Raw genomic sequence first — 25264 nt, forward strand, 5'->3', positions numbered from 1 at the left:
TCATATGCCGAGTTTCCTCCGCACTTCCGGCACATCGTTTGCGATCTTGGTCCTCCCGCTCAGCCGTCGCGGTGGATTCGCGGCGGCCATGAACTTCTGATGAAGGGAGAACGACGATGGCCGATATCAAGCACACGATCGAGGAAGCCGGTCACAAGGTCGCCGAGAAGGCCAGCGAGGCGGGGCACGCCGTCGCCGACAAGGCGCGCGAGCTCGGCCACAAGGCGGGCGAGGCCGCGGCCCAGACCCGCGATTGGGCCAAGGAGAAGGCCCACGAGGCCGGCAACAAGATCGAGGAGGCGGGAGACGCCGCCAAGCGGAAGATCGACCGGGCCTCCGACGAGTGACCCGGTCTCGAGTCCATTTCAACGAGGGCCCCGCCGTGCCCCGAGCCGGCGGGGCCTTCGGCGTTTCCGGCCCCGCAAGCCGCGAATTTCGGGAGATCGATCGCTTGACAGAGCAAGACTCAAGCCGGAGCATGGTGGGCATCGCTCGTCGGATCCTCACCTTGCCGGATGCGTCATGCTCGCCAGCACCGGGCGACACCTCGATCGGATCGCTCTCCCTCGCGGGATGAGGCCGGTGGTCGTTGCGCTCGCCCTGGCCGCGGCCGTCACGATCGGCCCGGCGCCCTGGTCATTCTCGTCGATCGCCAGGGCCGGGGCCGTCGGCGGCCATTCCTGCAAGTGCGGCATGGACTGCCGCGGCGAATCCTGCTGTTGCGGCCCGAAGGCCGCGGGGCGTCCCTCGACGGCGGCCGGTCCCCGGCCCGATGAGAAGCTCGCTTCCTCGTCCCTCCACGACGAACTCCCGATCGGCCCATGCTTCGCGGCGGGCCGTTGCGGCGATCCGGCGTCCCCTTCGAGGGCCGTCTCGAGCCCCGGCGGCAAGGTCGCCACGCTCGCCCGGCGGGCCATGCCCGCGGAGGTCGACCCTCGCCGGCTCGTCGGTCGCGACGAGCCCACCCCCCTGCCCCTCGATTCGACCTCCCGCCTGGATCGCCCCCCCAGGCCCCGCGCCGCGGCCTGATCGATCCATCCGGCCCGTCCACGCGCTCCCGTCCGCTCGGATCTCGAGCCCGCCGGGTCGCGCCCCACGGCCGGACGTACTACATTGATTTATCCAGCTCTCGGCTGCGCCGGGCCATCCAAGGTCGCGGCCCCCTCCGACCGTTCGCGTCGGGGTGGGCCGCCGTCTCCGGTCATCGTGCGCGCCGCGTCTCCCATCCTTCCAACCGGAGTCCGTCCCGATGCCGCTTCCTGCCCGATCCTCGCGCGGCTTCACGCTCATCGAATTGCTGGTGGTGATCGCGATCATCGCCGTGCTGATCGCCCTCTTACTCCCGGCCGTGCAGTCGGCCCGCGAGGCCGCCCGTCGCGCCCAGTGCACGAACAACCTGAAGCAGATCGGCCTGGCCCTGCACAACTACCATTCGGCGCTCAACACCTTCCCGGTGGGGTTCCTCTACCCGCAGGCCAACCAGGCTTATCCGGGGATCCCGGCGCTCCACTATCGGTGGTCGGTCCTCTCTCAGCTCTCGCCCTACATGGAGCAATCGAACGTCTACAATGCCCTCAACATGAACTGGCCGATCGGCGCGGGGCCCACCTCGATCTTCGGGACGCCGCCCTGGACGCCGTTCCCGTCCAACTACACGGTGATGACGGCGAAGGTGAATTTCTTCCTCTGCCCGAGCGACGCCGCGGAGCCGCCCACGACCCTGCCGGGGGGCGTGACCTCCGGCCCGAGCAATTACCAGTTCTGCACGGGGGACGGGTCGCCGAACAGCACCAATCCGGGGGACGCCGGAGTGACCGTGGCCGCCGGCGGCCCCTTCGTCCTGGGCCGCGCCGTCTCGATGGCGGCCATCATCGACGGGTCGAGCGGCACGGCCGCGGCCAGCGAGCAGCTCATCGGCCCGGCCGGCGGCGGCGCCTCCACGCAGGGCACGCCGACGCCGCGCCCCCCCGATGTCCGCCGCGCGGCCGCGATCGGCTCGACGCCGCTCACCGATGCCGCCTGCGCCAGCCCGACCGGGTGGCGGCTCGACAAGGGCTACGGCTGGTGGGACGGCGACTATCGGACGACGCTCTATAACCACTACCTGACGCCGAATTCGAAGTCCTTCGACTGCTGGCAATCCAGCCCACCGCACAACCCGGCCTGGAAGGCGGCGCGGAGCAATCACCCCGGCGGCGTGAACGTGCTCTGCTGCGACGGCCACGTCCAGTTCGTCAAGGACGCGATCAGCCTACCGGCCTGGCGCGGGCTCTCCACCCGGGCGGGCGGCGAGGTGATTTCCGCCGACTCGCTCTGAGCGAGCGTCGGCGCCTGCTACAATGGCCGCGCCGCGGCGAAGTCCGATCCCGCGGCGCGGAGGCCCCGACGATGCGACGACGATCCCGGCTCGCGGCGATGATCACGGCGATCCTGCTGGCCGCTCGGGCGGCGGGGACGCCGGCCGCCCGGGCCGAGGACCCTCCTCGCCTGGATTCCACGGTCTCCTGGATCGGCAACACCTACCGGGGCGGCGAACGCTGGGTGCCGCAGGACGTCAGGGCGATGGCCGTCCTGCCCGACGGCACCGTCTACACCAACGTCTCCTGGGACGAGGGGGGCGGCCAGGTCGCCGTCATCAAGGATGGCCAGATCCTGGGGCATGCCCGCCACACCCACGGCTGGGGCCAGGAGGGGGGCGAGGCGATCGCCGTCAACGAGAAGTATGTCTTCATCGGCCAGTCGATGGACAATGAGGGGGGCGGGCTCAAGGACCCGGGGACCTGGCCGCCGAGGGGGAAGGCCTGGTTCGGGATCGCCCGCCGGCTGCGGTCGGACATCACGAAGCCGGCCCCCTTCCCGGGCGGCAAGGGGGGCAAGGGGGATACGCTCCGCGAGTGTTTCCTCCCCGTGGTCGAGGTGGGCGATCGCGACAAGGCGGACCTCGCCGGCCTCGCCGCCGACGACCGCCGCGTCTACGCGAGCAACCCCCGCGACGGCCGGATCGAGGTCCTCGACGCCGAGACGATGAAGACCGTGGCCCGATGGCCCGTCGACCGCCCCGGGCCGATCGCCCTCGACGCGGCGGGCGGCCTGTGGGTGCTCCGCAAGGGGGAGGGCTCGAGGGCATCGAGCGTCATTCGCCTCGACCCCGACGGCAGGCCGTCGCCGCGGACGATCGAGCTGCCGGCGGGTACGGTCCCGACCTCCCTCGCGATCGACCCGAAGGGTCGCCTGCTCGTCGCCGACGACGGCCCCGATCAGGACATCCTCTTCTACGAGGACATCCTCCGCTCGCCCCGCCCGGCCGGGAGCTTCGGCGCGAAGGGGGGGATCTATTCCGGGACGCCCGGCGCGGTCGGACCGCTCAAGTTCAACCGGCCCTCGGCCGTCGCCGCCGACGCGGCGGGGAACCTCTACGTCGCGACCGACGGGCAGACCGACTGGGGCGGCACCTCGCTGGAGTGCTACCGCCCGGACGGCTCGCTCAACTGGCGGCTGCTCGGCGTCGAGTTCGTGGACATGGCGGACGTCGATCCCGCGTCGAATACAGATATCTTCACGAAAGAGGAGCACTTCGTCGCCGATTACTCCCGTCCCCGCGGCCGGGAGGCGGAGATCGCCGGGTACACGGTCCATCGCTTCAGGTATCCGGAAGATCCGCGGCTCCATATCCGGTCGGCCGGCGCCTGGGTCCGGCGGATCGGCGGGCGGCGGTTCCTCTTCGTCAACGAGATGAACGCCGGGCCGCTGCAGGTCTACCGGTTCGACCCCGCGCGCGAGGGGGAGATCGCCGTCCCGTCCGGCCTCTTCGCGCCCCGTCGCCTGAAGTCCGAGACGGACGCGTCCTGGCCGCCCCATCAACCCCCGAGCGGCGGCTGGATCTGGCGCGATGAGGACGGCGACGGCCGATTCGAAGCCGGCGAATACCAGGCGGCCGGCCGCGACGAGCCCGACGCCCAGGGCTGGTGGGTCGATCCCGCGGGGAACGTCTGGCGGGCCACCGAGTCCGAGGGCATCCGCGAGTACCCCGTCGGCGGACTCGACGCGAAGGGCAACCCGAGGTGGGACCTCGCGGCGATGAGGTCGTTCCCGAAGCCCGCCGAGCTCGACCGCGTCAAGCGGCTCCGCTACGACCCGGCGACCGACACCATGTTCCTGGGCGGCACGACCCACGAACACACCAACCAGCACTGGAAGCCGATGGGCCCGGTGCTCTGCCGCTACGACCGCTGGGGCGCCGGCCCGTCGCGGCCGACCTGGCGGATCGTCGCGCCCTATGCGACGGGCTCGCAGGGCCACGAATCCTGCGAGCCGATGGGATTCGACGTCGCGGGCGATCACGTCTTCGTCCCCTACACCGGGGCCTCGAAGGCGATTGGCTTCTCCACCGGCCACGTCGAGGTCTTCCGCGCCGACGACGGCCACCGGGTGGGATTCCTGGAGCCCTCGGCCGACATCGGCGAGATCGGCCTCCAGGACATCCGCGAGTGCCTGGTCGCCCACCCCCGGGCCGACGGGGAGCATCTCATCTTCCTGGAAGAGGATGCCAAGGCGAAGATCCTGATGTTCCGATGGAAGCCCTGAATCGACGTCCCGCGATCGACGGGCCGCGACACTCTCGAGGAGCCGCTCCGATGCCCTCCAGGTCCGAATCCGCCGTCGCCGAGCTCCCCGTCTATTCGGTCGTCGGCGACCGATACACGTACCTGCTGACCGGCGACCAGACAGGCGGCGCCTGCTTCCAGTTCGAGGCGTGGGTGCCGCCGGGGAGTGGCCCGCCGCCGCACGTCCATTCGCGCGAGGATGAGGGCTTCTACGTCATCGAGGGGGAATTCGAGTTCGTCGTCGCCGGGACGCCGGTCCGCTTGACGGCCGGCGGGTTCCTCCTCGGCAAGCGGGGCATTCCCCACAACTTCAGGAACGTCGGCGAACATCCCGGCAGGCTGATCATCACGGCGACGCCCGCCGGGCTGGAGCATTTCTTCGCCGAGATCGGCGACCGCCTTCCGGGCCGCGACGCCGACCCCATCCCGATGTCCCCGGATGCCGTCAGGCGGCTCATCGAGGCCGCTCCGCGATATGGCCTGGAGTTGCTGCCTCCGGGCGAGGCCCACGCTTGACCGCGGGGCCGCCCCTGACGCCTGGCCGCCGGGGACTCAGGGCTTCCCGCGGGCGGCCCCCCGCCTCAGCCCCGGGTGGGCGATCCGTGCCGGATGTTGCAGGACGGCCGAAGCCCTGTGGACGGGCTTCCTGACGTGGCTAGCGGACCGCCTCGCGGCGGCGAACCGGTGCGCCCCCTTGTTCCTGGGCGGCACGACCCATGAACATACCAATCAGCAGTGGAAGCCGATGAGCCCGGTGCTCTGCCGCGACGACCGCTGGGGCGCCGGCCCGTCGCGGCCGACCTGGCGGATCGTCGCGCCCTATGCGACGGGCTCGCAGGGCCACGAATCCTGCGAGTCGATGGGATTCGACGTCGCCGGCGATTACCTCTTCGTCCCCCATACCGGGGCGTCGAGGTCCCTGGGCTTCTCGACCGGCCACATCGAGGTCTTCCGCGCCGATGACGGCCGCCGGGTGGGGTTCCTGGAGCCCTCGGCCGACGTCGGCGAGATCGGCCTCCAGGACATCGGCGAGTGCCTGGTCGCACATCGGCGGGCCGACGGCGAGTACCTCAGCTCGCTGGGAGAGGACTTCAAGGCGAAGATGTTGATGTATCGCTGGAGGCACTGAGCGAGCCGCATCTTCAACGAGATCTGGATGACGTCTTCGCCGCCTCAGCGATGAGCCGATCCGCCTCGATTGGATTGGCGCGGCACTCGAGGAGGGCCGTGAGCATCAGCGGAGCCACGATGGTCGCGTCCGACTCGATGACGAACATCGGGGTCTCCGGGGTCAGCTTGTCCCAGGTGATCTTCTCGTTCGGCGTGGCCCCGGAATAGGAGCCGTAGGAGGTCGTCGAGTCGGAGATCTGGCAGAAGTAGGCCCAGGGGCGGACGTCCTCTTCGAGGTCGTACTTGATCGACGGCACGACGCAGATCGGGAAATCTCCGGCGATCCCGCCGCCGATCTGGAAGAACCCCAGGCCCTCACCCTCGGACAGCTCGCGGTAGCGGTCGTAGAAGTCGGCCATGGACTCGATGCCCGATCTCGCGATGCCGGCGTCGCATTCGCCGAGCTTCACGTGCGAGGCGAAGATGTTGCCGAAGGTCGAATCCTCGTATCCGGGGACGACCATAGGCAGGCGTGCCCGGGCCGCGGCGAGGAGCCAGCACTCGTCAGGATCGCCTTCGAAGTGATTTTCGTCAATGGCCAGCACAAGATCATAGAAATACTCGTGCCAGAACTTGCGAGACCGCTTCGCCGTGGCCTCCTTCCACATCGGGACGACGACCTTCTCGACGGCGCGGAAGGCCTCGTCTTCCGGGATGCTCGTGTCGGTCACCCGCCGCATCCGGTCCACCAGGATGCGGGCGTCATCCTCCTTGGTGAAGTAGCGATAGTCGGGGAAGTCCACATAGCTGTGATCGGCGACCAGCCGGAAGAGAGATTCCTCGAGGTTGGCGCCGGTGACGGACATGCCGTGGATCAGGCCGGCGCGGATCGCCGGCGCCAGCGTCTTGCCGAGCTGGGCGGACGACATCGCCCCGGCCATCGCCCAGAACATGCGCCCGCCGCGCCCGACGTGCCTCCAGTAGGCGATCGTCGCGTCCTTCGCGGCCCGGGCGTTGAAGTTCCGGTAGTTCTCGAGCATGAAGGGCAGGATGTGCATCGGGGCGATCCGTGGATTGGGTGTCGTCAGAACGCGTCGGCCGAGATCACCTCGCCGCCGCCTCGGGTCGAGAGGCCCTGCCACGCCGCGTTGTTGACGGAGTCCTTGATGAACTGGACGTGGCCGTCGCAGAAGAGCACGTTGACCCCGCCGGGGTGCAGGCTCCTCGCCGCCTTCCACGCGGGCCGGAGCGGGTTCTGCGGCCCCATGCAGTCGGTGAGCTTGGCGTTCGGTGTCAGGTAGTGGTTATAGAGCGTGCTTCGCATCCCCCCCTCCCACCAGCCCACGCCCTTGTCGAACTCCCAGCCGACGGGCGCCCCGCAGCCGCTCGAGGTGAGGGGGGTGCTCGAAGCCTGGCCCAGGGCCCGGCGGGTGTCCGGCGGGACAGTCGTGGAGCTCGTCGCCCCCTGGGTGCCGAGCAACTGCTCGGAGGCGGCCGCGGTGTTGCTCGACCCGTCGATGATCCTGGCCATGGACTGCGGCGGCCCGAGGATGAAGGCGCCGTTGGCTCCCGTCGGATCTCCGGGGCCGACGGTGCCGTTGACACCGTCGCCCGTCGAGAACGCATAGTTGGTCGGACCGGAAGTCGGATCCGGCGGCTGGTTCCCGTCGCTCGGGCAGAGGAACATGTTCATCGTGATCGCGACCGCCGTCGTGTTCGCCAGGAAGATGGAGAACGGCGGAGCCCCGTAGGTGGGGAACCCCGGGGCGGTGCGGACCGGGAAGTTGAAGTTCACCGCGTTGTAGACGGTGGACTGCTCCAGGTACGGGGTCATCTGGGCGAAGGCCGACCAGGAGTAGTGGTCGGGGAACGAGATCAGCCCCGCGGTCGAGGCCGGGAAGATGTAACCGACCGGGAAGGTGCCCACGGCCGAGTGGTAGTTGTGGAGGGCGATGCCGACCTGCTTCAGGTTGTTCGTGCACTGCATGCGGCGGGCGGCCTCCCGGGCGGACTGCACGGCCGGCAGGAGCAGGGCGATCAGCACGGCGATGATCGCGATCACCACCAGCAGCTCGATCAGCGTGAACGCGTGGCGCGGATGTCGTCTCATGGCAGGATCCTCTCGCTCGAGCGGTCGAGGGTGGGCGCGGTCTTCGTCTCGGTGACCGAGAAGATGGCCTCGTCCGGCAGATCGGCGAACCGTCGGCTCATGGCGTCGAGCTGCGTCGGAGCTACCCCGGCCAGCTCGTGGGCCCGCTCCGGGAGGATCTTGAAGGTCAGGACTCGGCCCGTGGATCGATCCGCGACGACCGTCCGCAGGTCCGAGATCGGGCACTCCTCGAGCCGGATGTTCATCTTGCCGGGGGTCGCCCCGGTGACCGCCATGAGGCCGTCGGCGGCGCAGGTGAACTTGAACTGGAGCGGCGTGTAGTGCACGACCGACAGCGACTTGCTGTGGCGAGGCAGGTGCAAATCCTCGAGCGCCCGCTGCCCCATCCGATAACCAACCACCGCCCAGGGCCCGACGTGCCCGTGGGCGTCGAGGACCTTCGCGATCACCTCCGAGGCCGAGGCCCTCGCGGCCTGCGGCCGCGCCCCCTGATCGCCCGGTCCATCCAGGGTCATCACGATCAGGATCGTCATCATCGACGCGATCATCGTCGGATCTCCATCGCCCAGAAGGCCCGTCCCTCCGCGGCCAGACGTCGGCAGCGACGAGGCGGACGGTCGATATTACGAATCTACTCTTCGTAATACCGAGAAGGAAGATCCCGGTGCCGATGGAGGATCGGCCGGCGCGACGTCGTCGGCCGTGACGGGGGTCCCGGTCAGACGTCCACCACGACCACGTCGACCCCCTCCGACTGGTCGAGGAGCCGCTCCAGGATGGTCCCGCCCAGCAGGCGGCGATACCAGGGCTGGCGGCTCTTGCCCATGACGATGACGCGGATGTCGTACTCGCGGGCGAAGGCCAGGATCGTCCGGACGACGTCCGGGCCCTTGAACGTCATGGGCACGCCGCCGAGCTGCTGGGCCAGCTCCAGGTTCTTGCCGACCGCGCGCTGGGTGGCGGCGTCCACGCGGGTCAGGTCCTCCGCCGGGGTCTGGATGTAGACGGCATACCACGGGGCGTTGAGCCGATCGGCCAGGCGAGCCGCCTTCCGGAGGAGCGCGGGGGCATTCGGGCTTCGGCTGGAGAGGCCGACCATGACCCGGTCGGTGGCCGACATCGGCGCGCGATCGGCCTCGGCCCGGCGGGTGTGGCGGTCGATCAGGTGGGCCATCTCGGAGAGGGTGATCTCGCGGAGCCGCGTCAGGTTGCCGGTGGTGAAGAAGTTGTCCATCGCCCGCTCGGCCCGCTCCGGCGGATACACCTTGCCGGCCCGCATCCGCTCCAGCAGGTCCTCCGCGGAGAGGTCGACGTTGACGATCTGGTCCGCCTCCGCCAGCACCGAGTCGGGCAGCCGCTCCTTGACCTTCACGCCGGTGAACCGCTCGACCTGGTCGTAGAGGCTCTCCAGGTGCTGCACGTTCACCGTGGTGATCACGTGGATGCCGGCCCGGAGGATCTCCTCGACGTCCTGGTAGCGCTTGGAGAACCGGCTCCCCGGGGCGTTGGTGTGGGCGAGCTCGTCCACCAGGCAGACGGTCGGCCGTCGCGCCAGGACGGCGTCGAGGTCCATCTCGCGGAGCGTCACCCCGCGGTACTCGAGCTCGCGCGGCGGGATGACCTCCAGGTCGCCGATCTGCTCGGCCGTCTCCGCCCGGCCGTGGGTCTCCACGACGCCGATGGCCACGTCCACGCCCTGCTTCTTCAGGCGGCTCCCCTCGCGGAGCATGGCGTAAGTCTTGCCCACCCCGGCGTTGGAGCCGAGGTAGACCTTCAGCCGGCCCCGCTCCTGGCGGCGGATCAGTTGCAGGAACTGCTCGGGAGACGGGCGTGCGACCTCGACGGGCATCGGCGATTTCCTTTCCCTCAGCGGGCCGCGGCGAGGTCGTCCAGCGCCAGGTTCAATCGCAGGACGTTCACCCGGGGCGGTGCGCCGATGATCGCGCCGGTCGCGTCCACGTGCGCGTCGATCAGCGCCCTGATCTTCTCCACCGCGATGCCGCGTGCCCTGGCGACGCGGGGCGCCTGGTAGCGGGCGGCCTCCGGGCTGATGTCCGGATCCAGGCCCGAGCCGGAGGCCGTCACGAGGTCCGCGGGGATCGGCTCGGTCGCGGAGTCCCCGGCCGCCTGGCGGAGCGTCTTCACCTGCGCCTCGATCCGCTCCCGGAGCGCCGGGTTGGTCGTGGCGAGGTTGGAGCCGCCGGCGGCGTCCGCGGCGTATCCGCTGGCCCCGGCCGCGGAGGGCCGCGGGGCGAAGTACGTCTCCGAGGCGAACGGCTGGGCGACCAGCGCGGAGCCGACGACCCGGCCCTCGCGGCGGATCAGGCTGCCGCGTGCCTGGTCGGGGAAGAGCAGGCTCGCCGCGGCGAGGACCACCAGGGGGTAGGCCACGGCGCACACGAGGAAGGTCAGGACGCAGGCCACGAGGGCATTCACGGTTTCGCGAATCATCAGGTTCCCTTCACTTGATCCCGACCATCGCCAGGAGCGGGTCGATGAGGATGTCGATGAGCTTGATGCCGATGAACGGGGCGATCACGCCCCCCAGGCCGTAGACGAGCAGGTTGCGGCGGAGCAAGGCCCCCGCGCCGACCGGCCGGTAGGTCACGCCCTTGAGCGCGATCGGGATCAGGAGCGGGATGATGATCGCGTTGAAGATCACCGCCGCCAGGATCGCGGAGTAGGCCCCGCCCCGGGAGGCCAGGCCCATCAGGTCCAGGACCTTCAGCTCCGGGAGGGTGACGATGAACATGGCCGGGATCACGGCGAAGTACTTGGCCAGGTCGTTGGCGATCGAGAACGTCGTGAGCGCCCCGCGGGTCATCAGGAGCTGCTTGCCGATCTCGACGACCTCGATGAGCTTGGTCGGGTCGCTGTCGAGGTCGACCATGTTGCCGGCCTCCTTGGCGGCCTGCGTCCCGCTGTTCATCGCCACGCCGATGTCGGCCTGGGCGAGCGCCGGGGCGTCGTTGGTGCCGTCCCCCATCATGGCGACGAGCTTGCCCCCGTCCTGCTCCTTGCGGATGTAGGCGAGCTTCGCCTCGGGCGTGGCCTGGGCGATGTAGTCGTCCACGCCGGCCTTGTCCGCGATGGCCGCCGCGGTCAGGGTGTTGTCGCCGGTGACCATCACCACCCGGAGCCCCATCTGGCGGAGGCGGGCGAAGCGGTCGCGGATGCCCGGCTTGAGGACGTCCTCCAGCTTGATGACCCCCAGGATCCGCGAGTCCTCGGCCACGGCCAGCGGGGTCGCGCCGCCGGAGGCGATGACGTCGACGGCCTGCTGATATCCGTCCGGGGCGACGCCGCCGAGGTCGCGGACGTAGCCCGCGACGGTGTCCGGCGCCCCCTTGCGGAGCCGCGGGCCGCCCGGGAGGTCGACGCCGCTCATCCGGGTCTGCGCGGTGAATTCGATGAACCGCGAGCCGGCCGGGGCCTCGGACTCGACGGCCGACTGCTGGCGGGCCAGCTCGAGGATGCTCTTGCCCTCGGGGGTGGAGTCGGACATCGACGCCAGGCCGGCCGCGCGGGCGAGCTCGCGGGCCGAGGCGCCGGCCAGCGGCACGAACTGGGTCGCGCGGCGGTTGCCGATGGTGATCGTCCCGGTCTTGTCCAGCAGCAGCGTGTCGATGTCGCCGGCCACCTCCACCGCCTTGCCGCTCTTGGCGATCAGGTTCGCCGCCAGGGCCCGGTCCATGCCGGCGATGCCGATCGCGGCGAGCAACGCCCCGATCGTCGTCGGGATCAGACAGACGAGCAGGGCGACCAGGGTCGGGATGTCGAGCGTCAGGTCGAAGTAGCGGGCCATCGGGTAGAGCGCCGCGGTCACGATCAGGAAGATCAGCGAGAAGGCCGCCAGCACGATCGTCAGGGCGATCTCGTTGGGCGTCTTCTGCCGGCTGGCACCCTCCACCAGGGCGATCATCTTGTCGAGGAAGCTCTGCCCCGGCTCGGCCGTGACGCGGATCACGATCCGGTCCGAGAGGACGCGGGTGCCGCCCGTGACGCCCGAATGGTCGCCGCCGGCCTCGCGGATCACCGGCGCGCTCTCGCCGGTGATCGCGGACTCGTCCACCGAGGCCACGCCGCGGATGACCTCGCCGTCGGACGGGATGACCTGCCCCGCCTCCACGAGGACGTGGTCCCCGGCGCGGAGGGCCGTCGAGGAGACGACCTCGCCGGAGTCGCCGTCCGCATCCCGAAGCCGGAACGCGGGCGTGTCCGCCCGGGTGGCCCGCAGGCTGTCCGCCTGGGCCTTGCCGCGGGCCTCCGCCAGGGCGGAGGCGAAGTTGGCAAAGAGGACCGTCAGGAACAGCAGGAGCGTCAGCGTCGCCTGGTAGAGGATCAGGCCGAGCTCCGCCCCCTGGGCGATCGATTGCACGGCGACGATCGCCGTCAGCACCGTGCCCACCTCGACCAGGAACATGACCGGGTTGCGGGCCATCTCCCGCGGGTCGAGCATCCGGAACGACTGGGCCGTCGCCATCCTCACCAGCGACGGCTCGAACAGGCGGAGCTTACGCGTGCTCCGCCGCTGGAGCTTGAACGCCTGGACGTGGTCGGCGTCTCGCGTGGCGGTCGGGATCTCGGTATCGATATCGAGGCTCATCGCGCGTGATTCCTCTCCTTGGGAGGATTCGACTTCTGTCGATCAAGGGCTCGCCATTGACGTCTCACCTCGAGCGAGGGGACGCCTTGTCCGAGCGAAGGGACGCCTTCCGATCCCCTCCCCCCACCGTGGGGGAGGGTCAGGGAGAGGGGGCGACCGCGTTCGCCATTCCGACCAACTTCAGGAATAGGCAGTCCTTCTTGCATCCGATCACTCTCCATCCTCGGCCTGCCCTTTCCCCCCTCTCCCTAGCCCTCCCCCACGGCGGGGGGAGGGGACCGGAGGGCTTGCCCCGCGTCAGAGGCTTGCAGGCCTTGCGGAGGTGTTTCCTTCTTCGCCCCCGCCAGGTGATCGGCCACGGGCCCGAGCACCACGGCCGGCATGAACGACAGGGCGCCGACCAGGAGCACCGTCCCCGCCAGCATGCCCGCGAAGGTCAGGTCGTCGGTCCGGAGCGTCCCGGAGGTCTTCGGCACGCGCTTCTTGGTGGAGAGGAACCCGGCGACGGCCAGCGGCAGGATCAGGGCCGGGAAGCGGCCCAGCAGCAGGACGATGCCGGTGGCCACGTTCCACCACGGGTTGTTGTCCGCCAGCCCCTCGAAGCCGGAGCCGTTGTTGGCCGCGGCCGACGTGAACTCGTAGACGATCTCGCTGAAGCCGTGCGCGCCGGGATTGGCCGTCGTCGTGGTCCCCCACGGGGTCGCGGCGAAGAGCCCCGCGCCGGCGCAGATCAGGAGCGGGTGGATCAGGATCGCCACCATGCAGAGCTTGACTTCCCGGGCCTCCACCTTCTTGCCCAGATACTCGGGCGTCCGGCCGACCATCAGGCCGGCGATGAACACGGCGACGACGATATACATCAGCATGTTTTCGAACCCGGCGCCGATGCCGCTGAAGACGACGTTGAGCATCATCATCGACATGGGGACCATCCCCGCGAGCGGGTTGAGGCTGTCGTGCATGCTGTTGACCGAGCCGTTGGACGTGGCCGTGGTCATCGCCGCCCAGGTCGCGGAGGCGACCGGGCCGTTGCGGACCTCCTTGCCCTCCATGTTCGGCCCCTCGGCGACGGGCAGGCCCCGCGTCGCGGCGCTCGGGGCCGATTCGGCCCAGATCGCGACGGCGGTCCCTGCGACCAGGAACGCCAGCATCACGCCGTAGATGACCGTCGCGTGCCGCCGGTCGCGGAGCATCCGCCCGGCCATCACGATCGAGGCCATCGGCAGCGCGACGATCGAGGCGATCGACAGCAGGTTCGTCCAGGGGGACGGGTTCTCCAGCGGATGGGCCGAGTTGGGGCCGAAGTAGCCGCCGCCGTTGGTCCCGGCCTGCTTGATCGCCACGAGCGCGGCCACCGGGCCGCGGGCGATCGACTGGGTCTCCATCTTCGTCGCGGCGCCGTCGAGCGTGGACGCCTGCGCCGCGCCCTCCAGGGTCATCGGCACCCCCAGGCCCACCAGGGCGACGGCCAGGACCAGGCAGGTGGGCAGGAGGACCCAGACCAGGCCCCGCATCAGGTCCAGGTAGAAGTCGCCCAGGTGCCGGTCGCCGCGCAGGCCGCGGAGCGTGGCGAGCATCACGCAGAGGCCGGAGGCCGGCGTGACGAACATCAGCCAGACGATCACGCCGAGCTGGCTGAAGTAGGAGAGATTCTGCTCGCCCGAGTAGTGCTGGAGGTTCGTGTTCGTGACGAAGGAGCAGACGGTGTTGAAGATGACCGCCGTGTCCGCGCCCTCGACCTGCTTCCCGGCCGTGTCCTTGTAGCCGAGGGCCGCCAGCGAGCCCTTGCCGTCGGGGTTGAGGAAGGGGATCCACGGCTGGGCATAGAGCAGCGCGAACGTCAGGACGAAGAGGGCGGCGTTGAAGGCGAGCATCGCGATCGCGTACCGCTTCCAGTCCATCTCCGCGGGCCGCCGGCGCGTGACCAGGCGGGCCAGGAAGGCCGGCAGGGCGTCCAGGCCGCGGCCCTCGGCGCCGTCGGGGACGTCGAGCGTCCGCCACATCAGCCAGCCGAGCGGGAACGAGAGGGCGATGGGCAGGGCGAACGCCCACGCCGGATGGAGCCAGGCAAACGACGGTTCCACGTACAGGTTCTCCGATGGTCAGAACCGCTCGGGGCGGATCATCGCGTAGACGAGGTAGAAGAGGGCCAGGACGGTCGTCACGGCGGTCAGGTAGAGCATGGTCATCTCCCGGTCTTGCGATGGGTCGTCAGGCCGGCACGAAGGCCGTGAGGGCGGCGATGGCGGCCGCCAGGGCCGCCCCGAGGGCCGCCATCGTCGCCAGGGTCCGGCCCAGGCTCAGGCGGCGGTGGGCACGCGCCTCGGCTTCCGTCGCGGGCGAGCACCCGGCCGGCCGACGCCCGGCCGCGACGAGGACGCAGTCCGGGCCCCGCCACCAGCGATCGGCCGTGCGGCGGGCGACGGTCGTGCGGCCGCCGGCCTCGCCGGCCATCATCACGAATCTGCGATGCATGGAAGTTCTCCGATATTCGACCGCGCGGGTCAGAAATGATCGCAGGCGGCGACCAGCCCGAAGAACAGGGCGAACAGGCCGACGCCGAGGATCAAGGTGCTCAGGGCGATCATGTGCGACTCATCCTTTGATATGGTCCGTCCGGGCATGCCCCGCCGGGGCCGGTCAGCTCGCCGCGGGGTTGATGGCCTTGCTGCGGAAGTCCAGCCCGAAGCGCCCGCAGTAGCGCCTCAGGTTGTCGAGGGCCGGGCCGTGATGAGGGTCGGCCTCCAGCGCCCGGCGGTAGGCCTGATAGGCGGCGTGGTCCTGGCCGCGGCATTCGTGGAGCACTCCCATCAGCGTGTTCGCCTCCGGGGACAGCGGGGCGAGGTCGAGCGCCTCTTCCAGGAGCTCCGCGGCCCGGGGGAAATCGCGTCGGTTCAGGGCCCGCTTGGCGGCCGAGAGGTTCACGACCGTGCCGCTCATCACCGCCACGGCCTCGCCGCCGCGCGGCGCGGGCATCGTCTCGTCCTCTCCCCCGTCCGCCTCGTCCTGGCGGGCCATGACCTGGCCGACGACGCCGCGGAGGGTCTCCGGGCTGGTCGGCTTCGAGAGGAAGTCGATGGCCCCGAGCTTCATGGCCTCGACGGCGTCCGGGACCGTCCCGTGGGCCGTGACGATGACCACCGGGGTCTCGTCCCCCGCCGCGCGGAGGCGGCGGAGGAACTCCATGCCTCCCATGCCGGGCATCTGGAGGTCCAGCAGGATCAGCGACGGGCGGACCACGGGGAGCCGCGAGAGCGCCTCGTTCCCGTCCCTCGCCTCCGCCACCGCGTGCCCGGCCGCCTCCAGGGCGGTCCGGAAGACCAGCCGGATGTTCGGCTCGTCCTCGACGATCAGGATTCGTGCTGTGCGTTTCATGCTTTCACTCCTCCCGGATGAGACGGGATGGCGACCGCGCCGGCCGGGGCCAGCGGCAGGCCGACGATGAAGGTGGTCCCGCGGCCCGGTTGGCTGCTCGCCTCGATCTTGCCGCGATGGCCCTCCACGATCTCGCGGGCGATCGACAGGCCGAGGCCGGCGCCGCCGGACTTCGACCCCGGGGGGCGGTAGAAGCGGTCGAAGAGCTTGGGCAGGTGCTCCGGGGCGATGCCGATCCCGCTGTCCGCGACCGCGAAGCGGACCGCGTCGCCGTCGAGCCGGGCCGAGAGTTCGACCCTGCCGCCGCGGCCCGTGTAGGCCAGCGCGTTGTCGACGAGGTTGTCGAAGACGTGCTCGATCCGGCCGCGATCCACGAGGACCGGCGGCAGGCCGGGCGCCGCCTGTCCGGAGAGGGCGATGCCGGCGTCGACGGCCCGCGCCTCGAACCGCGAGACGACGCCCTCGACAAGCTCCGCCGGCGCCACCGGGTGCAGGTCGAGCTGGACCTTCCCCTGCTCGATGCGGGTCAGGTCCAGGAGGTCGCCGACCATGGTCATCAGCCGGTCCGAGTCCTGGCGCGCCGCCAGGAGGAGCTCGACCTGCTTGGGCTCGAGCGGGCCGACGGCCTCCTCGAGCAGCAGATGGATGGCCATCTGGATGCTCGTCAGCGGCGTCTTCAGCTCGTGGCTGACGGTCGCGACCATGTCGCTCTTGAGCTGGTCCACCAGGCGGAACTTGGTGACGTCGTGGAGCACGACCGCCGCGCCGAGCGGGCCGTCGTCCCCCTGGATGGCGAGGATCCGCGGCAGGTAGAACCGCTCCTGGCCGTCGTCGCGGAGGCAGATCGCGTTCTCCACCCCGGCGGGCAGGTAGTCGCCGCAGCCGCCCAGCACGTCGGCCAGCGGCGTCCGGAGCGCGGGGGACGGCGGCCACGGCATCGCCCCGTTCCCGCCGGTCGACCCGCCGAGGATCCGCCGCGCGGCCGGGTTGGTCCGCTCGATCGAGCCCATCGGGTCCACCACCACCACGGGATCCGGGAACGAGTCGATCGTCGCCTGGGCCGTCTTCTGGACGCGGAGCAGCCGCGCCGTCCCCGCCTGCTGGAATTCGCGGATCCGGCGGGCCATCCCGTTGAAGGCGTTCGCCAGCTCGCCGAGCTCGTCGCGGGAGAGGACCGGGACGACCTGCTCCATGTCGCCCCGCGCCATGGCGCGGGCCGCGTGCGTCATCGACCGGATCGGGCCGAGCAGCGACCGGCTCAACACCAGCGCGATCAGCCCGGCGGTCGCCGCCGAGGCGCAGAGCAGCAGGACCATCCACCGCACCGAGTTCGTGGCGGCCGCGCGGGCCCGGCCGTCCATCTCCTCCATGTTCCGCTGGTTCAGGTTCAGCACGTCGTCGGCCCGATCCTTGATCCGATGGAACGTCGGCAGGAGGTCGCTGAAGTAGAGCATGGTCCGCTCCTTCGCGTCCCCCGCCGGCAGCCCGTAGAAGCGCTCGCTCTGCTCGCCGTACAGGGCGTACAGCCTCGCGAGCTCGTCGGCGAGGTCCCGCTCCCCGGGGAGCGTGATGTTCCCCCGCTCGATGCTCAGGTTCTGCTCGAAGACCGGCCTCGACCTGGTGAACTGGTCGCGCGACCGCTCCTCCTGGCCGCCGATGGCGAACAGGATGGCGGAGTCCATCCGCTCCAGCGCCTCCTTCATGCGCTGGGCGGCCAGGACGCTGCGGTAGTTCTCGCGGAGGATCACGTCGATGTTCCCGCCCAGGTCCCGGAACATGATCACGGCCCACAGCCCCATGCCGATCATCACGGCCATGAGGGGTGCGATGCCCATCAACAATCTGGATTGGAGTGTTTTGAACATGACAGCAAGGGCTCGGGCCGCAGCGGGATTACCGTGACGCCGGGCGGGGCGCGTCGATCGGGACCGCCTCGGCGCCATAGACGGCGGCGACCTCCCCGCTCGACAGGCAGAATACGCCGGTCAGGCGGAGGTAGCCATCGATCAGGCCGAGGACCTCGTGATGGATCGTCGCCACGCCGCCCCCCTTCGCCAGGTCCAGGCACTCCGGCGGGGCCGCCGGGGCATGGCATCGGTCGTCGGGCAAGGGGGCCTCGACCGTCGCCCCGTCGGGGATTCGGACCGGCCGGCCGTGCTTGCCGTCCCGGTAGGGGACCGCATAGATCCCCTCGGATTGATTCGCCCTCAGCTCATGGATTCTGGACATCGTCGGCGTCCCTTCAGTTCCACCGCGGAGGCCGCGGGAGCATCCCTCGACCCGTCGAGGCCCCGGCATCGAGCCCGCGGCATGTGAGGGGGAAAGCAACGGCCGTGCCGCACCTCGACGATCTACACAAGCACCATTCCTATATCGACTTGCAAGAAATCCGACGAAAGCACCTCGGCGGGGCTCTCCTCGAGCGTCGTGCAACTTGCACGATCGCCCATGCAGGTTGCCCGACCCGAACGAGCGGCGGGGATCTTCGTTTTTTCGTGGCGATCCGGTCGATGATCGAGGCCGGCTTGCAGTACTCGCGGGAGACGGCGGCCGATTCCACGACCCGAACCGTCGTGGCGTCCCGCGAATGAAGCAGGCTCGACCCGCAGACGATGAGGTAGCACCGATGATGATCGTCCCTGCCAGTCCCGCGAACGGGGTCCGAAGGAGTCGCGCCTCGCGGTCTCCGGGCCGAGATGCCGCGCGATGCCGACCGCGGATCGAACTCCTCGAGGGCCGGGCGCTGCTCGCCTCAACGCCGCTCATGGGCCTGTCCTTCCCCGGCTCGACGGGCGGCGAGATCGAGGTCTCCTCGTTCTCCTTCGACGGCTCGAAATCCGGCCCCGGCGCGGCTGCCCCGGGGCCGCTCACGCTCACGCTCCCCGGGTCCGCCGCCGACCCCACCTTCCTGGCGAACATGGCCGCCGGCTATCACCTGACCACGGCCCAGCTCAACGTCCGCACCTCCGGCGCGGCGCCGGCGGTCTACCTGACCTACAAGCTGGGCGACGTCACGGTCGGATCGATCCGGACCTCCGTCGATCGGGCCGCGGCCCCGGACGGGGCGCCCGTCACCACCATCACCCTCGACTGGGCGAAGCTCTCTCAGAGTTACGCACCCGTCCGCCCCGACGGCTCCGTGGGCACGCCCGTCGTCGCCACCTGGGACGCGGCCCTCGGCACGGGGACCGGCGCGGGCATCCCGGCGGGGCCGTCGCTCGGATCGCCGCCCGTGCTGGGCCTCTCCTTCGGCAGCGGCGAGCTCGCGGCGACCACCTTCGATTTCTCCGGCGCCCGGGGCGACTTCGGCTCGGCCACCCCGGGGCCGCTCACGGTCACGCTCCCGGGATCCACCGCCGACCCCACGCTCCTCGCCGACATGATCGCCGGCACGGTCCTCTCGACCGCCCAGGTCCGCGTCCGCGCTCTAACCTCGACCGGAGCCCCTTACCTGACCTATACCCTCGGCGATGTGGTCATCGACGCGATCCGGACCACCATCGACGCCTCGGCTGGCGAGGACGCCCAGCCCGTCACCACCATCACGCTCGACTGGGGGCGGCTCACCCAGTCGTACACGCCCGCGGGGAGCAGCCGGCCCGTCGTCACCACGTGGGACGCGACCCACGACACCGTCACCGGCGTGGGCACCCCGGCGACGCCCGCCGGCACGCCGATGGTCGGGCTCTCCTTCGGCGCGGCGGGCGAGCTCCCGGTCACCTCGTTCCACGTCTCCGGCTCACTCCCGCGGGCCGGCTCAGCCACACCGGGGCCCATCACGATCACGCTCCCCGGCTCCGTCGCCGACCCCACGCTCCTGGCCGACATGGTCGCCGGCCATACGCTCAGCACGGCCCAGGTCAACGTTCGCCGCACCGTCGGCGCGACGGCGAAGCTGGTGGTCTACCAGAGCTACAGCCTGAGCAGTGTCGCGATCGACTCGATCCAGACCTCCGTCAGCGACATCGGCGACGTCGTCACCACCATCACCCTGGAGTGGTCGACTCTCACCCAGAGCTACACCACCATCCGCCCCGACGGCACCGCGGATTCGCCCGTCGTCGCCACCTGGTATGCGACTCTTGGCATCGCCACGGGAACGGGCACCCCGGCCACATCCGCCGGGAGTCCGACGTCGTTGGGGTTGTCGTTCGGCGGGACCGGCGAGGTCGCGGCGTCCTCGTTTGATTTCAGCGGCTCCAATGACGGCCTGATCTCGGCCACGCCGGGGTCCTTCACGGTCACGCTCCCCAGCTCCGCGGCCGACCCCACGCTCCTGGCCAATCTGGGAGCGGGCTACCACCTTGGCGCCGCCCAGGTTCGCGTCCGCTCCACCGGGGCGGCGCCGGCCTTGTACCTGACGTACACCCTGAGCGACGTCCGCGTCACCTCGATCCGGACCTCGATCGACGAGGATGGCAGCTCCGTCACCACGCTCGACCTCGGCTGGGCTAGGCTCACGCAGAGCTACGCCCCCGTCCGGGCCGACGGCAGCCTGGGCAAGCCGGTCGTCGCCACCTGGGATGCGGTCAGCGGGACCGGCACCGGGGCGGGCAATCCGGTGGGGACAGCCCAGGGCGTCCCCGACATCGGGCTCTCCTTCAATAACATCGCCGAGATCGACGCCTCCTCGTTCGACGTGTCCGGCTTCAATTCCGGCACCGGCGTCAGCACGGCCACGGCGGGGCCGATCGCGATCACGCTCCGCGGCTCCACCGCCGATCCCACGCTCCTGGCCGACATGATCGCCGGCACCCGCCTCTCCACCGCCCAAGTCCGCGTCCGCACCATCGGCGCGACCCAGACGACTTACCTGACTTACACCCTGGACGACGTGATCATCGACTCGATCCAGACCACGATCGACACGTCGGAGGACTTCGATACCAGGCCCGTCACCACGATCATGCTGAGCTGGGCGAAGCTCACGCAGTCGTACACGGCCGCCGGGAGCAGCAAGCCGGTCGTCGCCACCTGGGACGCGGTAAACGGCACCGTCGGCGGCGCGGGCACCCCGGCGACGCCCGCCGGCACCCCGACGGTCGGGCTCTCCTTCGGTGCGGCCGGTGAGCTTCCGGTCTCCGCGTTCGAGTTCGCCGGCTCCAATCCCGGATCCGGCGGGGCCACGCCGGGGCCGCTCACGATCACGCTCTCCGGCTCCGCGGCGGAACCGACGCTCCTGGCCGACATGGCGGCCGGCACCAAGCTCCCGACGGCCCAGATCCGCGTCCGCACCACGGGCGCGAAGCCGGTCCTGTACCTGACCTACAGCCTCACGAACATCACGGTCGGCTCGATCCGGACGACCATCGACGATCGCGGCGATTACGTCACCACGATCACCCTCAACTGGGCGACGGTCACCGAGAGCTACGCCCCGATCCAGCCGTCCAGCGGGCTCCCCGGGGCTGCGGTCTATGGGAGCTGGAATGCGGTCATCGACACCGCGACCGGGACCGGCACGCCCGCGACATCCAACCCGACCGACGTGACGTCCCAGTTCCAGGTGACTCAGGACGGATTCCGATACAACCGGGCCACCGGCCAGTTCGTCCAGACGATCACGATCGCCTATCTCGGCTCGGCGCCCTTCGTCGGCCCGCTGTCTCTCTCCCTCGATGGGCTGATCGGCGGTTCGCTCGTGGGGGCCTCCACGAGCACCGGGGCGCTCAAGGTCCGCAACGGGCTGTTCATCGACCTGCCCACCATCGGGGTCGGCAAGAGTCTCACGATCACCCTGACCTTCGACGATCCCTACCAGGCCTCGATCTTCTACATCCCCCACCTCCTCAAAGGCTAGGGCGTTCCGCACGCCCGCAGACATCTCCGAGGGATTCATGATTCGGGAGTTCCATTCCGCGGCCCGCGCCGGGTTCGCGATCGCCGCCCTGTTCGGCTTGCTCGTCCTGACGCCCGGCCGGGCCGGAGCCGACGTGATCTTCGACGTGAGCCTCGATACGTCGTCGCTGGTCGCCAATCCCGCCCAGGGGCCCTATACGCTCGACTTCACGCTCATCGGCGCGCAGGGCAACATCGTCACCATCAGCGACATCCAGTTCGGCGCGGGGGGCTCGGCCGGGAGCCCGTCCGCGGCGACCGGCGGGGCCTCCGGAGATCTGGCTTCCGGGGTCGTCCTGGAGAGTTCCTCCGCCTTCTTCAGCGACTTCTTCCAGGTGTTCACGCCCGGCGACCGGCTCACGTTCCGAGTCACGGCCACGACGGTCTTCGACGGCGTCTACTCTCCCGACAATTTCAGCGTCTCGATCCTCACCGGGGACGGACTCTCCTTCCCCACGACCGATGCGCTGGGCAGCGCGCTGATGTCCGTGGACCTGACCGAGGCCGCGGCCGACTCCGTGCAGACCTTCGGGGCCGACACGAGCCAGACATTCGCCGACGGCTCGCCGGTCTTCGCGTTCGGCCCGGCCACGGTGACGGCGATACCCGAGCCGTCAAGCCTGGCCCTCCTGCTCGTCGGCCTCGGTGCGATCGGGGCGCTGGGCAGGCATCGTGCCGGGGCCCCCGCGGGGGACCTTCAGAGCCCGTACTGCTTCCGCTTGCGGTAGAGCGTGCTCGGGTCGATGCCGAGGATCTGGGCCGCCTCCTCGCGGCTGGAGGTGGCGGCGAGGATCCGCCGGATGTGGGCCTCTTCCAGGCGGTCCAGGCGGACGGGCGCGCCGACCTCGATGCGATCGGCGGCGGAGGAGGGCGGGGGCGAGGCGATGCGGTCGGGGAGATCGGCCAGGCCGACCTCGGGGCCCTCGGCCAGGATCGCGGCGCGTTCGATCGTGTTCCGGAGCTCGCGGAGGTTGCCCGGCCAGGCGTGCCGGGTCATCGCCGCGCGGGCCTCGTCGGTGAACCGCGTCAGCTTGCGCCCGGTCCGGCGGGCGAAGAAGGCGAGGAGGCGGTCGGCCAGGTCCGGCAGGTCGGTGCGGTCGCGGAGCGGCGGCAGGTGGATCTCGACGACGTTGAGCCGGTAGAAGAGGTCCTCGCGGAAGCTGCCGGCGGCGACGGCCGCCTCCAGGTCGCGGTTGGTCGCGGCGACGATCCGGACGTCCGCGGCACGCGTCGCGGCATCGCCCACTCGTTCATATTTGCGTTCCTGGAGGAACCGGAGCAGCTTCGGCTGCAGGGGAGTCGGAAGGTCGCCCACCTCGTCGAGGAAGAGCGTGCCCCCCTCGGCCGCCGAGACCTTGCCGGCGGCGTCGCGGACGGCGCTCGTGAAGGCGCCGCGGACGTGGCCGAAGAGCTCGCTCTCGAGCAGCTCGGCGTTGAGGCTCGGGCAGCTCACCGTGACGAACGGGCCGCTCGCCCGCCTGCTCCAGGCGTGCAGGGCCCGGGCCAGCACCCCCTTGCCGGTGCCGCTCTCGCCGCGGATGAGGACGGCGGCCTCGGCCTGGGCGGCACGCCTGGTCAGCTCGAACGCCCGCCGCATGGCCGGGTCCGGGCTATCCAGCTCCGCCTCGGGGATCTCCGCCCGGACCTGCTCCTCCAGGTCGGCGACGCGGTCCTTCAGCCCGCGGAGCCGCCCCACCCGCTCGAGGATCGCCCGGACCTGCGCCGGGGTGAATGGTTTGGGGAGGAAATCGAAGGCCCCCCGCCGCATCGCCTCCACGGCCGTGTCGATGGTCGCGTGTGCCGTGATCACCACGATCGCCAGCCGCGGCGACTGCGACAGCAGGGGCTCGATCAGGTCCAGGCCCGACTCCGCCCCGAGCCGGACGTCCACGAGCGCGACGTCGAAGGCCCCCTGCCCCGCCGCGGCGATCGCGGCCGCGGGCGAGCCCGCCTCGGCGACGGCATGCCCCCCCACCTCGAACGTCGCGCGGAGCGTCCGGCGGATGTTGGGCTCATCGTCGACGATCAGGATCCTCATGGGCGGCGGGAACCCCAGGGCCTTCGGGACATGACGGGCGGGCTCCGCTACCACCCCATGACATTGTATCCGCCGTCCACGTAGTGGACCTCGCCGGTCACGCCGCTGGCCAGGTCGCTGAGCAGGTAGAGGCCGGCCTTGCCGACGTGCTCCGAGGAGGCGTCATCCCCCCAGGCCAGGGGCGCCCGGGCCCGATAGTGCTCGATCATCCTGTCGATCTCGCCGGTGCCGGTCGCGGCGACGGTCTTGACGGCCCCGGCGCTGAGGGCGTTGACGCGGATCCGCTTCTCTTTGCGGCCCAGCTCGGTCGCCAGGTAGCGGACGGAGCACTCCAGGGCCGCCTTGGCGACGGCCATCATGTTGTAATCGGGCACGTATTTTTCCGCGGCGTGATAGGTGAGCGTCAGGATGCTCCCGCCCGGATTCATGAGCGGCAGGGCGGCCCGGGACAGGGCGACCAGCGAATAGGCGCTGACGTCCAGCGCCGTCCGCCATGCCTCCCGGGTGGTCTCCAGGAACGGCTTCTCGAAGGTCTCCCGCGGGGCGAACGCGATCGAGTGGACGAGGATGTCGAACGTGCCGAACTGCTCCGCCGCGACCTGGAACGCCGCGGCGATGTCCTCGTCTCGGGTCACGTCGCAGGGCGTCAGGAAGCGTGGCCGGAACGACTCCGTCGCCCTGGCGACTCGCCGCTCGAACCGCTCGCCTGGCAGGCACGAGAAGCCCATCTCGCAGCCGTGCTTGTGAAGCTGATCGGCGATGTGCCAGCCCAGCGACCGGTCGTTGAGGACGCCGAAAATGAACGCCTTCTTCCCCTGCAACATCGACATACTCCCTCATCGGACTGATTCGTGACCCGATCGCTAGGATACCCGAGATTCGATCCGACTCGAAGCGGCGATTCCGCGTGGAGCCGACTCGCCGATCGCATCTCCTTGCCCCGCTCGACTCATCGCCTCGGGTCCAGCCTGTGCCGACGATCGGTCCAGCCGCCGGGGCTTTGGATCGCGGCCGCATTCGCCTCCGCGACGGGATCTCCCCCGACCTCGAACGTCTCGCGCCTGGTCCAGCGGATGTTCGGTTCCTCGTTGGCGATCGTTATTCTCATGGGTGGCAGGGTCCTCGGGCTGTGCGAGGAAACCCACTTCCGCATCATTGATCCCGCCCGGGCAGCAGGCGATCGGCCCGCATCGCTCGCTGCCATTCGACCGGATCTTCAATCCCCGATGGGCCGCCTGACGCGGAGAGTCTCTCGAGCGAGCGGGCCATGGCCTCGCCGTCGTTCCTCAACGAGTTTGAAGGCTTTCGCGGCTCCCCTCGCACTACCCGTTCTCCCGCAGCTTCGTCCAGCTTTCGAAGGGTTGCTCCCATCGACTGGATGTCGAAACCGTGGGCTCTGGCGAATTCGTCGCGCCAGGCTCGCAGTTCCGCCAGGATGTCTCTGTCGTTCACGGCTCCCCCTCCTCGCCCATCAATTCTCTCGGCGTGCAGATGACCGGGGGTTCGAATCCCGCCCTGCGGCACAGGGACTCGATCCGCGGCCGCAATGATGCGTTGGCGATATGCTTGCAGTTCCAGCTTAG

At 70.2% G+C, this 25264-nt stretch carries 23 protein-coding genes and 1 pseudogene; 8 read left to right on the plus strand and 16 right to left on the minus strand.

From position 1 onward, the window contains the following. The first annotated feature begins 116 nt into the window (after nt 1-116). The 6 genes from G6O54_RS20575 (at nt 117) to G6O54_RS20600 (ending at nt 5733) form a co-directional block, all read left to right on the plus strand. A complete protein-coding gene (locus tag G6O54_RS20575) occupies nt 117-347 on the plus strand; it encodes a hypothetical protein (protein ID WP_165227547.1) in 231 nt (76 codons plus the stop codon). 175 nt (nt 348-522) lie between these two features. Continuing rightward, on the plus strand, nt 523-1029 hold the full coding sequence (locus tag G6O54_RS20580; RefSeq protein ID WP_165227548.1) for a hypothetical protein: 507 nt from the start codon (nt 523-525) through the stop codon (nt 1027-1029). 220 nt (nt 1030-1249) lie between these two features. Beyond that, entirely contained in the window at nt 1250-2317 is a 1068-nt protein-coding gene (locus G6O54_RS20585) for a DUF1559 domain-containing protein (protein WP_165227549.1), read from the plus strand. A 71-nt stretch (nt 2318-2388) separates the two neighbouring features. Continuing rightward, nucleotides 2389-4584, plus strand: a complete 2196-nt coding sequence (locus G6O54_RS20590; RefSeq protein ID WP_165227550.1) for an NHL repeat-containing protein — start codon at nt 2389-2391, stop codon at nt 4582-4584. 50 nt (nt 4585-4634) lie between these two features. After that, on the plus strand, nt 4635-5120 hold the full coding sequence (locus tag G6O54_RS20595; RefSeq protein WP_165227551.1) for a cupin domain-containing protein: 486 nt from the start codon (nt 4635-4637) through the stop codon (nt 5118-5120). A gap of 178 nt (nt 5121-5298) precedes the next feature. Continuing rightward, nucleotides 5299-5733, plus strand: coding sequence for a hypothetical protein (locus G6O54_RS20600; protein ID WP_165227552.1), 435 nt, complete (start codon nt 5299-5301; stop codon nt 5731-5733). Nucleotides 5734-5746: 13 nt separating this feature from the next. On the opposite strand, the gene G6O54_RS20605 is transcribed toward G6O54_RS20600, so the two are convergent. From G6O54_RS20605 to G6O54_RS20660, 12 genes are all read right to left on the minus strand, one after another. Beyond that, entirely contained in the window at nt 5747-6772 is a 1026-nt protein-coding gene (locus G6O54_RS20605) for a deoxyhypusine synthase family protein (RefSeq protein ID WP_165227553.1), read from the minus strand. A gap of 26 nt (nt 6773-6798) precedes the next feature. Further along, entirely contained in the window at nt 6799-7824 is a 1026-nt protein-coding gene (locus tag G6O54_RS20610; RefSeq protein WP_165227554.1) for a DUF1559 domain-containing protein, read from the minus strand. Further along, on the minus strand, nt 7821-8372 hold the full coding sequence (locus tag G6O54_RS20615; protein ID WP_165227555.1) for a formylmethanofuran dehydrogenase subunit E family protein: 552 nt from the start codon (nt 8370-8372) through the stop codon (nt 7821-7823). The genes G6O54_RS20610 and G6O54_RS20615 overlap by 4 nt, the downstream gene beginning before the upstream one ends. A gap of 170 nt (nt 8373-8542) precedes the next feature. Next, nucleotides 8543-9673 carry a universal stress protein gene (locus G6O54_RS20620; RefSeq protein ID WP_165227556.1) on the minus strand — a complete coding sequence of 377 codons (1131 nt, stop codon included), beginning with the start codon at nt 9671-9673 and terminating at the stop codon, nt 8543-8545. Between the two features lie 17 nt (nt 9674-9690). Beyond that, nucleotides 9691-10275 carry a potassium-transporting ATPase subunit KdpC gene (gene kdpC / locus G6O54_RS20625; RefSeq protein ID WP_165227557.1) on the minus strand — a complete coding sequence of 195 codons (585 nt, stop codon included), beginning with the start codon at nt 10273-10275 and terminating at the stop codon, nt 9691-9693. A 10-nt stretch (nt 10276-10285) separates the two neighbouring features. Next, complete coding sequence (kdpB, locus tag G6O54_RS20630) at nt 10286-12430, minus strand: potassium-transporting ATPase subunit KdpB (protein ID WP_165227558.1); 2145 nt, start codon at nt 12428-12430, stop codon at nt 10286-10288. Between the two features lie 248 nt (nt 12431-12678). After that, nucleotides 12679-14514 (minus strand): potassium-transporting ATPase subunit KdpA, encoded by a 1836-nt coding sequence (kdpA, locus tag G6O54_RS20635; RefSeq protein ID WP_165227559.1) that lies wholly within the window; start codon nt 14512-14514, stop codon nt 12679-12681. An 18-nt stretch (nt 14515-14532) separates the two neighbouring features. Continuing rightward, complete coding sequence (locus tag G6O54_RS38895) at nt 14533-14619, minus strand: potassium-transporting ATPase subunit F (protein ID WP_165227571.1); 87 nt, start codon at nt 14617-14619, stop codon at nt 14533-14535. Nucleotides 14620-14641: 22 nt separating this feature from the next. Continuing rightward, entirely contained in the window at nt 14642-14905 is a 264-nt protein-coding gene (locus tag G6O54_RS20645; RefSeq protein WP_165227560.1) for a hypothetical protein, read from the minus strand. Between the two features lie 165 nt (nt 14906-15070). Further along, nucleotides 15071-15805, minus strand: coding sequence for a response regulator (locus G6O54_RS20650; protein WP_165227561.1), 735 nt, complete (start codon nt 15803-15805; stop codon nt 15071-15073). Continuing rightward, nucleotides 15802-17640, minus strand: a complete 1839-nt coding sequence (locus G6O54_RS20655; protein ID WP_250847001.1) for an ATP-binding protein — start codon at nt 17638-17640, stop codon at nt 15802-15804. The genes G6O54_RS20650 and G6O54_RS20655 overlap by 4 nt, the downstream gene beginning before the upstream one ends. 58 nt (nt 17641-17698) lie before the next feature. After that, nucleotides 17699-18034, minus strand: coding sequence for a hypothetical protein (locus G6O54_RS20660; RefSeq protein WP_165227563.1), 336 nt, complete (start codon nt 18032-18034; stop codon nt 17699-17701). A 397-nt stretch (nt 18035-18431) separates the two neighbouring features. On the opposite strand from G6O54_RS20660, the gene G6O54_RS20665 reads away from it, so the two are divergent. Together G6O54_RS20665 and G6O54_RS20670 are read left to right on the plus strand one after the other, a co-directional pair. After that, nucleotides 18432-21605, plus strand: coding sequence for a type VI secretion system tube protein Hcp (locus tag G6O54_RS20665; RefSeq protein ID WP_165227564.1), 3174 nt, complete (start codon nt 18432-18434; stop codon nt 21603-21605). 37 nt (nt 21606-21642) lie between these two features. Beyond that, nucleotides 21643-22371 carry an NF038129 family PEP-CTERM protein gene (locus tag G6O54_RS20670; RefSeq protein ID WP_165227565.1) on the plus strand — a complete coding sequence of 243 codons (729 nt, stop codon included), beginning with the start codon at nt 21643-21645 and terminating at the stop codon, nt 22369-22371. On the opposite strand, the gene G6O54_RS20675 is transcribed toward G6O54_RS20670, so the two are convergent. The 4 genes and pseudogenes from G6O54_RS20675 to G6O54_RS37385 form a co-directional block, all read right to left on the minus strand. Continuing rightward, the gene (locus tag G6O54_RS20675; RefSeq protein ID WP_165227566.1) at nt 22341-23681 is read right to left on the minus strand and encodes a sigma-54-dependent transcriptional regulator; all 1341 of its coding nucleotides are present in this window, start codon (nt 23679-23681) and stop codon (nt 22341-22343) included. The two genes, G6O54_RS20670 and G6O54_RS20675, sit on opposite strands and share 31 nt — an antisense overlap. 47 nt (nt 23682-23728) lie before the next feature. Next, nucleotides 23729-24505, minus strand: coding sequence for an enoyl-ACP reductase FabI (locus tag G6O54_RS20680; protein WP_205678950.1), 777 nt, complete (start codon nt 24503-24505; stop codon nt 23729-23731). Nucleotides 24506-24630: 125 nt separating this feature from the next. Further along, on the minus strand, nt 24631-24789 hold the full coding sequence (locus tag G6O54_RS20685; RefSeq protein WP_165227568.1) for a hypothetical protein: 159 nt from the start codon (nt 24787-24789) through the stop codon (nt 24631-24633). Between the two features lie 44 nt (nt 24790-24833). Continuing rightward, nucleotides 24834-25264, minus strand: a pseudogene (locus G6O54_RS37385) (hypothetical protein); the annotation flags it as partial.

It is taken from the genome of Aquisphaera insulae, from assembly GCF_011064615.1.
GTDB lineage: Bacteria > Planctomycetota > Planctomycetia > Isosphaerales > Isosphaeraceae > Aquisphaera > Aquisphaera insulae.